This is a genomic window from Streptomyces sp. NPDC002265 (assembly GCF_040296125.1).
Taxonomy (GTDB): domain Bacteria; phylum Actinomycetota; class Actinomycetes; order Streptomycetales; family Streptomycetaceae; genus Streptomyces.
Window position 1 is genome coordinate 1 of record NZ_JBEOWS010000396.1, and the last position, 8,448, is coordinate 8,448.

Annotated in this window: 8 protein-coding genes; 2 read left to right on the forward strand and 6 right to left on the reverse strand. The window is 73.2% G+C overall.

All coding sequences use genetic code 11. From position 1 onward, the window contains the following. From ABT085_RS40345 to ABT085_RS40370, 6 genes are all read right to left on the reverse strand, one after another. On the reverse strand, nucleotides 1-1,279 hold a 1,279-nt coding region (locus tag ABT085_RS40345; protein ID WP_502982937.1), incomplete at its 3' end, for a cytochrome P450 family protein. Then, nucleotides 1,276-2,499 carry a cytochrome P450 gene (locus ABT085_RS40350; protein ID WP_351620193.1) on the reverse strand — a complete coding sequence of 408 codons (1,224 nt, stop codon included), beginning with the start codon at nucleotides 2,497-2,499 and terminating at the stop codon, nucleotides 1,276-1,278. The genes ABT085_RS40350 and ABT085_RS40345, both read right to left, overlap by 4 nt. Continuing rightward, complete coding sequence (locus tag ABT085_RS40355; RefSeq protein ID WP_502982938.1) at nucleotides 2,496-3,125, reverse strand: GTP-binding protein; 630 nt, start codon at nucleotides 3,123-3,125, stop codon at nucleotides 2,496-2,498. Before ABT085_RS40355 ends, ABT085_RS40350 begins: the two co-directional genes overlap by 4 nt. Then, the gene (locus ABT085_RS40360; RefSeq protein WP_351620196.1) at nucleotides 3,106-3,453 is read right to left on the reverse strand and encodes a DUF742 domain-containing protein; all 348 of its coding nucleotides are present in this window, start codon (nucleotides 3,451-3,453) and stop codon (nucleotides 3,106-3,108) included. Before ABT085_RS40360 ends, ABT085_RS40355 begins: the two co-directional genes overlap by 20 nt. Further along, nucleotides 3,450-3,857: a roadblock/LC7 domain-containing protein gene (locus ABT085_RS40365; RefSeq protein ID WP_351620199.1), complete on the reverse strand. Its 408-nt coding sequence runs from the start codon at nucleotides 3,855-3,857 to the stop codon at nucleotides 3,450-3,452. Before ABT085_RS40365 ends, ABT085_RS40360 begins: the two co-directional genes overlap by 4 nt. Continuing rightward, nucleotides 3,854-5,446 (reverse strand): sensor histidine kinase, encoded by a 1,593-nt coding sequence (locus ABT085_RS40370; RefSeq protein WP_351620202.1) that lies wholly within the window; start codon nucleotides 5,444-5,446, stop codon nucleotides 3,854-3,856. The genes ABT085_RS40365 and ABT085_RS40370 overlap by 4 nt, the downstream gene beginning before the upstream one ends. 878 nt (nucleotides 5,447-6,324) lie before the next feature. On the opposite strand from ABT085_RS40370, the gene ABT085_RS40375 reads away from it, so the two are divergent. Further along, on the forward strand, nucleotides 6,325-7,260 hold the full coding sequence (locus ABT085_RS40375; protein WP_502982939.1) for a YihY/virulence factor BrkB family protein: 936 nt from the start codon (nucleotides 6,325-6,327) through the stop codon (nucleotides 7,258-7,260). Between the two features lie 566 nt (nucleotides 7,261-7,826). After that, nucleotides 7,827-8,448 (forward strand): MFS transporter (locus tag ABT085_RS40380; RefSeq protein WP_351620205.1); only part of this gene is annotated, 622 nt, incomplete at its 3' end.

Consider the following 8,448-nt stretch of genomic DNA (forward strand, 5'->3'; position numbering starts at 1 on the left):
GAGCTGCTTCCGGGCACGACCCCTGGCGGCGCCGCCGAGCCGCCGCCGAAGCTGGTGCTCGACCTGGAGCGCCTAGTTCGAACAGGTCGTTCTGGGTCACCACCGGCTTGTTGCGCAGGGCCGACGTCGGCACGGCGAGCTCCAGCCGCGGGAACCGGGCGTACAGCGCCGGCAGCGCCACCCCGGCCTCCAGCCGGGACAGCGCCGCCCCCGGGCACACGTGCGGGCCGTGCCCGAAGGAGATGTGGCGGGTACGCGTCTCGCGGGTGATGTCGAACTCCCCGGCCGTCGGACCGTGCGCGGTCTCGTCGCGGCCGAGCGCGCCGTACGACACGATGAGCGCGTCCCCGGCCGGCAGGACGCGGTCGCCGACGGCCACGTCCTCGGTCGCGAACCGGATCAGGACGTGCGAGGTCGGGGTCGACCAGCGCAGTGTCTCCTCGACCACCGCCGACCAGTCCACCTTGCCGGAGAGCACCAGCTCGCGCTGCTCGGGGTGGGTGGAGAGGTTGACGACCGCGTTGACGATGAGCGAGATGGTGGTCTCGTGCCCGGCCGCGACCATCAGCTGGAGCGTGGAGACGATCTCCTCGTCGGTGAGCCGGTCGCCGTCCTCGGAGGCGAGGACGAGGGCGCTGGTGAGATCGTCACCGGGTTCGGCCCGCTTGGCGGCGACCGTGTCGGCCATGATGCCGGCCAGCTCGACGAGGGTCGCGAGGACGTCCTCGGGCGCGGTCTGGGTCGAGAAGAACTTCTCGAACAGCTCCTTCAGCCGGGGCAGCCGGTCCTCCTCGATGCCCATGAGGTCGGCTATGACGTACATGGGCAGCGGGTAGGCGAAGGCCGCCTTGAGGTCGACGACGTCCGCGTCCGCGGGCAGCCGGTCGAGCAGTTCCTCGGTCAGCCCGGCGATCCGGTCCCGCATCTCCTCCACCCGGCGCGGGGTCAGCGCCTGGGCGACGAGGGTGCGCATCCGGCGGTGGTCGGCGCCGTCCACGGTCAGCATGGAGCGGCCCGGGTTGGCCAGGCCGATCAGCGGCCAGTCCGGCGGGATCTCGCCGCGCTGCCAGGCACCCCAGACGTCGATGTCCTTGACCAGCCGGGGGTCGGTCAGGAGCGCCTTCGCCTCGGCGTGGTGGGTGACGGCCCACACGGGAACCCCGCCCGGGAGTTCGACCTCCACCAGGGGGCCGGCGGCGCGCAGCTTCGCACTCTCGCCGTCCAGATCGGTGACGAACGGATCGAGCGCGATCCGTGCTGCTTCGGTGCCGGACGTCATGGTCGGTTGCCTCCCAGGGCAGGGGTGGGTGTGAAGCGCACGGGCAGTTCGGTCAGCCCGCGCAGCCACGGCGAGGGACGACGGCTCAGGCGCTCCGCCGGAACCGCCAGATCGATGTCGGGCAGCCGGTCCAGGACCACCTCGATGCCCGTCCGGGCGATCACCTCGGCGACCTCCTGGGCGGGGAACGGGCAGCGGTGCTCGCCGTGCCCGAACGAGAAGTGCGCGTTGTTGCCGCCGGTGAGGGCGGAGGCGTCGGTGCGCACCTGCGGGTCGGAGTTGGCCGCCTGGAGGCCGAGCAGCAGCAGGTCCCCGGCGCGGATGCGGCGCCCGCCGAGGTGGGTGTCGCGGGAGGCCCAGCGGCCGGCCACGTTCTGGGTGGGGGTGTCCTCCCAGAGCACCTCGTTCATGGCCTCGGCGACGCTGTGGCGGCCGCCGAAGAGCGAGGCGGCGAAGCGGGTGTCGGTGAGCATCAGGCGCAGCGAGTTGCCGATCCAGTCGGCGGTCGGCTGGTGCCCGGCGGCCATCATCACCATGAGGTCCTGGGTGATCTCCTCGTCGGTGAAGCCGCTGTCGTCGGCCAGCATCCGGGAGACGACGTCGCGGGCGGGCGCGGCCCGGCGCCGGGCCACCAACTCCGTCATGGAGCCGGCCAGATGCATCTGCCCGGCCAGGGCCCGCTCCCGCCCGTCGATCATGTCGTTGAGGGCGGTGACCAGGCCGGGGCCGTCCTCGTCGGAGAAGCCGTACAGCCGGGCCAGGACGCGCACCGGCAGCAGCATGGCGTACTGGCCGACGAGGTCGGCCTCGCCCACGGTGCAGAGGGAGTCGATCAGTTCGTCGGCGAACCGCTCGGCGTGGCGCCGCAGTTCGAAGGGGTCGGCGCCCTCCAGGGCGTTGCTGATCATCGCGGCGCGTTCGCGGTGGCGTTCGCCGACCGTGTAGAGGATGGACGGCTGTCTGCGGCCGATCATCGGCAGCAGGGGCCAGTCGGCGGGGATGGAGTCCCACTGGCTCCACAGTTCCGAGTCGCGGCTGAACAGGACCGGGTCGCCGGTCACCTGGTGCAGTTCGCGGTAGCCGAGCACCAGCCACGCGGGGACGCCGCCGTCCAGCAGCACCGGGGTGACGGCGCCGTGGTCGCGTCGCATCTCCCGGTACAGCAGGGCGGGTTCGCTCTGGAACCGGGAGCCGCTGAGCGGTACGGCATCGGTGGTCACACGAACTCCCGTGGGGGCGCGGCGGTCCGGGCCGGCTGCCCGGCGTAGCTGTTCCTGATGTGCTGGACCAGGGTGATGAGGACGTCCTTGCTGGACTCGCGCGAGCGGGCGTCGCAGTCGATCAGCGGCACCTCCGGATCGAGGTCGAGCGCCTCGCGCACGGCGGCGTGGGAGTGCCGGCCGGAGCCCCCGAAGTCGTTGCAGGCCACGATGAACGGCGTGCCGTGCTGTTCGAGGCGGTCGATCGCGTACCAGGAGTCGTCGATGCGGCGGGTGTCGACGAGGACGACCGCGCCCAGCGTGCCGGAGAACAGCCGGTCCCACAGGAACCAGAAACGCTCCTGTCCCGGCGCGCCGAACAGGTAGAGGACGTTGCGCGTGTCGAGGGTGATGCGGCCGAAGTCGAAGGCCACCGTGGTGGCGGTCTTGCCGCGCACCTCGCTGACGTCGTCCACCGACTCGCCGGCCCGGGTCATCGTCTCCTCGGTGTTGAGGGGACGGATCTCGCTCACCGAGCGGACCATGGTCGTCTTGCCGACGCCGAACCCGCCCACGATGACGATCTTCAGACCGTTGTCGGCGGTGGCACCCAGCGGGGTGCGGGCGTCAGATGTTGCGGAGTCCAACGAGCACCTGCTCCAGGATGTCGGGGTCGGGAATGACCGACGTGCGGGGGTGGCGGGCGCTCACGCGGCCCGTCGCCAGCAGATCGGACAGCAGGATCTTGGTGATGCTCACGGGGAGGCCGAGGTCCGCGGCGACCTCGACCACGGCGGTGGGGGCCTGGGTCATCCGCAGGATCGCGGCGTGCTCCGACTGCATGCCGGAGGACGGCTCGCACTCGGCCACCACCAGCGTGACCAGGTCGAACGGGCTGTCCGGTCCGGCCCCGCTGCGCCCTCCGGTGAGGGTGTAGAGGCGGTCGGGGCTGTCGTCCCTGCCGGGGCGGCTCATGCGGTGCGCGGCGGGGCCGTCAGGTGCTCGCCGAGCTGTTCCACGAGCTCGCTCATGTTGTGCCCGATCAGTCCCGCGTCGGCGTCCTCGGTGGTCACCACGGCCAGGTGCGCGCCCTCGCCGGCCTCGACGATGAACAGGGTCCCGCCGTGGAACTCGGTCATCGACGAGCGCACGCCGCCGCTGCCGTCGCCGAACTCTACCGAGGCACCGTGCGAGAGTGCCTGGAGGCCGGAGGCGATGGCGGCGAGGTGGTCGGCCTGATCGACCGTCAGCTCCTTGGTGCGGCAGAGCTTCAGTCCGTCGCGGGAGAGCACGAGCGCGTGCCGGGCGCCCGGGGTGCGCTCCAGGAGCCCCTCGATGAGCCAGGTGAGCTTCTCGTCGGCGGTGGTCGTGCCGGTCATGAGGTGGTGTCGCCTTCCGGGTACGCGTGTGAGTGGGTCGGGGTCTCGGATGCCGCCTCGGGCGGGGCGGCCGCGGCGGTCCGCCGCTCGTCGGGGGCCGGCGGCAGCGGGTGCCGCCCGGTCGCGTCCTCGGTGCCGGCGCGTACGGCCTCGCGGAAGCTGCCGAAGCGGGCGGCCTTGGACCGGATGTCCGCTGCGGACTCCGTACGGCGCTCGGGGTCCGGGGTGCTGGAGCGGGCCCGTTCGGCGGCGGCGAGGGTACGGCCCCGGCGGCGCTTGGGCAGGCCGGACAGGCCCTGCCCCGCCTCGTCGTCCCCGCTGTCACGATTCTCCTCCGGTACGACGTCCGCCGGCGCGGGCGCGGAGGTGGCGGGGGCGGCGGCCGGGGCGAAGGCAGGTTGCATGGCGGCCACGGGCCGGGACTCGGCGGGGGCGGCGGAGCGGGGTTCGGCCGGGGCGGCGGTGAGGATGTCCTGCGGAATGAGCATCAGGACCCCGGTGCCACCGCGCGCGGAGGGCCGGAAGGAGATCTTCAGACCGTGCTTGCGGGCGAGCCGGCCCACGACGGCGAGGCCCAGCCGGGTCCCGGTGAGACCGCCCAGTTCGGTCACGTCACCGGCAACGGCCGTTTCGGCCCGGCGCAGTTGGACGTCGCCCATGACGAGTCCGCTGTCCTCGACGGAGACGATGACCCCGGCGGGCACCTCCTCGACGTAGACGTGGACCTCGGCGTTCGGCGGGGAGAAATTGGCCGCGTTGTCGAGGAGTTCGGCCAGGGCGTGCATGACGCCCTCCGCCGCGTAGCCCGCGACGGCGCTGTCGCTCACGGAGTGCAGCCGGATGCGCTGGTAGCCGCTGATCCGGCCCATCGCGCCGCGCAGGATGGACTCCATGGCGATCGGGCGTGCCCAGCGCCGGCCGGAACGGGCGCCCGTGAGCACGGCGATCGAGTCCGCCAGACGGCCCGCCTGCGCGGTGCGGTGGTCCAGATGGAGCAGATCGGCGAGCACGTCCTCGTCGCTGTGCCGGTCCTCCATCGCCCGCAGGTCGGCGAGGGTACCGGTGGCCAGCGCCTGCATCCGGGCCGCCGCGTTGGCGGTCGCGGAGATCGCCGCCGCGCGCTCGCCGACGGCTCGCTCCAACCGCGCGGTGACCGTTGCCAGTTCACCGGCCAGACGGTGCTGCTCGGCCTCGCCGGCCTGGGCGAGCCGGACCCGTTCGCGCGCGAAGTCCTCGAGCAACCGGGCGCGTTCGTGCCCGGCGGCGTCGCCCAGCCGCTGGTTCTCCCGGCGCCACTGCTCGGCCGCACGCGCGCCTTCGTGCAGGGCGCGCTGGGCGTCGTCGTTCGCGACGCGCAGCGCGCTGCGGGCGGCCCGGGCCGTGCGTAACCCGTGCGCGGCGACCGTGACGGCCGCGCACAGCAGCACCGCGGCGGCGCCCGCGCCCCAGCCGAGCGGGCCTCGCACCGAGTGCGGGGCCGCCGCGACGGAGCAGCAGACGACGAGGGTGGACAGGGCCGCGGTGGGCAGCGCGACCAGGAGATGGGAGCGGAGGGCGGGTCGGTCGCCGTGGGCAGCGGACGCGGTCATCAATCGGTTCCTCGGGCGGCCGCAGCGGCTACGGCCCTCGTCTCGTCCTCGGGAAAATTGTGCGCAGAAAGCTGATGGGATCGATCAACTGGGCGTCACTATACGAGAGTTTGAGGTGAGGTCCAGAGCGTTCCGCTTCGCCTTCGGGAACCCGGCGAAGGCTCCGGTGCCGGTCGGCCGCACCCTCGGCCCCGCCCGCCGCGCCTCCCGCCGACGGCCGGGAGCAATTGCCGGGAGCCGTTCCGCAACCCGCCTCTTCATGCGTCTCTTCATCCGGTCCTGCCGATTTGCACGCCCCGGTCGAGAACGCGGAAATCCCCTCGCGCGCGTCCCGTCCGGGATTCGCACGAACGGTCGGACGGGATGCCCGGGAGTTTCCCCGGCCGCCTCACCCGCCTCGGCACGTCACCTCGGCCGGGCCGCCGCGGCACCCTGCTCCAGCGCCGTGACCGGCGGCGTTCACCTCGCGTTCCCCCCGCACCGCGCGATCCGCGTCCGCCTCCTGCCGTCCTGCCCGTCACTCGGGCATTCCCGCGTCGTCGGCGGCACCGGCGGTGTCGACGGCATTCGTCCTTTCGTCGGACGGATTCCCCGTCGCCGCCTGAACGGAGAAATTCCGGGTAAGCGCGACACATAGAGGCAACGCACGGACGCGGCACATAGACGTGGCACATGGACGCGACACGTGCACAGCCGAAGCGGGTCCATCGGCATGAGAGCGGTTCACCGGCGTGGAGAAAGGACCTGCGATGACGAGGCCGACCGCAGCGCCCCACGAGGAAACCTCCGCCCCACGGCGGACCGGACGGACCGGGCGGCCGCGAACGACGGCGACCGCCGACGCCCCGCTCTCCGCCCGCGTCACCACCGTGCACCGTATGTCCACGCGGTCCCGGTCCGGCCCGGCCGAGCGCGCTCCCCGTCCGCACACCCCGGCGGGCCGCGCCGCCCGGATCCTGCGGGTGTCCCCCGACTGGTGGCCCGCCCTGCGCCGGACACCGGTGTCGATGTGGCGCGACGACGTCTCCGACCACGCCGCCGCCCTGACCTACTACTCCATCCTGGCGGTGCTGCCCGCCCTGCTGGTCACCGTCGTCGCGTTCAGCCTGATCAGCCCCGACACGGCCAGGGTGTTCATCGCCCACGTCGCCGCCTACGCCCCCGGCCAGTCGGGCGCCGAACTGCACGATGTGCTGGCCCGCACGCTGCGGGACGACTCGACGGCCTGGACGCTGCTGTGCGCCGGCACCGTGAGCGCGCTGTGGTCCGCCTCCAGCTATCTCGCCGTCTTCCGCCGCGCCCTGCACCGTATGCACGGCACCGCCGACCGCCGCTCCCCCTGGCGCAAGGCCCACCGCACCGTGCTCACCGCGCTGCTGCTGCTCGGACTGCTCGTCGTCAGCGCCCTGGTGATGGTGCTGACCGGACCGGTCGCCGAGGCCGCGGGCCGCTTCCTGGGTCTCGACGTGATGGCCGCGTGGGCGTGGGGTCTGCTGCGCTGGCCGCTGCTGCTGTGTCTGGTGGCGCTCCTGGTGGTCGTCGTCTTCCACACCGGGCCCGTGTCGGCCCGTCGGCGCGGCCACAGTCTGCCGGGCGGTGCGCTGGCGGCCGGCCTGTGGCTCACCGCCTCCGCGGGCTTCGCCGTCTACGCCTCCGCCATGAGCGCCTACAGCCGCCTCTACGGTTCCCTCGCGGGCGTCGTGGTGTTCCTGATCTGGCTGTGGATGTCCAACCTGGCCCTGCTAGCGGGCGCCCAGTTCACCGCCGAGCTGAACAAGGAGTCGGCCGTGTCCCTGGACCCGGGAACGGTGTAGCGCCCCGGACGACTTGTCGCCGGGGCGCCCATCACCACGGTGGCCGCTTCTCCTTCACCGCCGCGATACCCGCCACGCCGGTCCCGGCGCGGAGGGAGGTCCGGCGGCGGTGGCCACCTCGGTGAGGGAGCCTGTCCTGCCGACACGGAACCCGTCGATGGTGCCAGAAGTCGCGCGAACCGTGTGGTGAACAGGCCTTGCCAGGGAGGGTGCGGCTGATCCATGCTCGCCGCGTGCGCAGCAGTGGACGAAAGGACGCGGCACGAATGACGAGGGCGTATGCCCGCCGTGCCCGGCCCGCGGGTCCACGGCGATGTACCGGCGGCAGCCGGTCCGCACGGTCCTGAGGTCCTGACGGCCGGGCCGCTCCCCCTCCTCCCCGGGGCCGGCCGTCCGCCTCATGGAGACCTTCCCGGCGGGTCGCTCCGCACCCCTCGGGCGAATCGCCTCCCCCGGGCAGCCTCGCGGAACCGCCTCGCCCGGACGCGGACCGCCCGACCGCCACCGCAGACATCACGGTCCGCACGATCGCACGCACATCGCCCAACTCACCGCTCAGGACCGCCATGCACGAGTCGACACCCCCCGGCCCGCCCCCGCCAGGGCCCGCGTCCCCGGCCGCAGGACCGCCGCTGCCGCGCTCGGTGCGGATCGGCTACGGGCTCGGGTCCCTGGCGACCGGCACGTTCGGCACCGTGCCGGGTCTGATCCTGCTGTACTACCTGACGGACGTCCTCGCGGTACCCGCCGCACTGGCCGGGGCTGCCGTGTTCCTGCCCAAGGCCTGGGACGTGCTGATCAACCCCCTGGTCGGCGCGGCGGCCGACCGCAGCAGGCTCCAGGGCGGTTCGCGCCGGCCGTTCCTGCTGGCCGGTGCGCTCACCCTGCCGCCGCTGTTCGCGCTGCTCTTCGCCGCGCCCCCGCTGCGCGGCATCGGGGCCGCAGGCTACGTGGCGGTGCTGTTCCTGCTCGCGGCGACCGCGTACGCGGTGTTCCAGGTGCCGTACGTGACCCTGCCGGCCGAGATGACCGAGGACCCCGCCGAGCGCGGCCGGGTGCTGGCCTGGCGGGTGGGCTTCCTCGGGGTGGCCATCCTGCTCTCCGGTGCGCTGGCCCCCGCGATCGCGCACGCCGACGGCGACACCCCCGGCAGTTACCGGACCATGGGCGTGGTCGTGGCGGCCCAGA

Excerpts from the sequence above, each read along its gene's own strand:
- ABT085_RS40360 (WP_351620196.1), bottom strand. The coding sequence starts at position 3,453 with ATGAGCCGCCCCGGCAGGGACGACAGCCCCGACCGCCTCTACACCCTC.
- ABT085_RS40365 (WP_351620199.1), bottom strand. The coding sequence starts at position 3,857 with ATGACCGGCACGACCACCGCCGACGAGAAGCTCACCTGGCTCATCGAG.
- ABT085_RS40370 (WP_351620202.1), bottom strand. The coding sequence starts at position 5,446 with ATGACCGCGTCCGCTGCCCACGGCGACCGACCCGCCCTCCGCTCCCAT.
- ABT085_RS40375 (WP_502982939.1), top strand. The coding sequence starts at position 6,325 with ATGTCCACGCGGTCCCGGTCCGGCCCGGCCGAGCGCGCTCCCCGTCCG.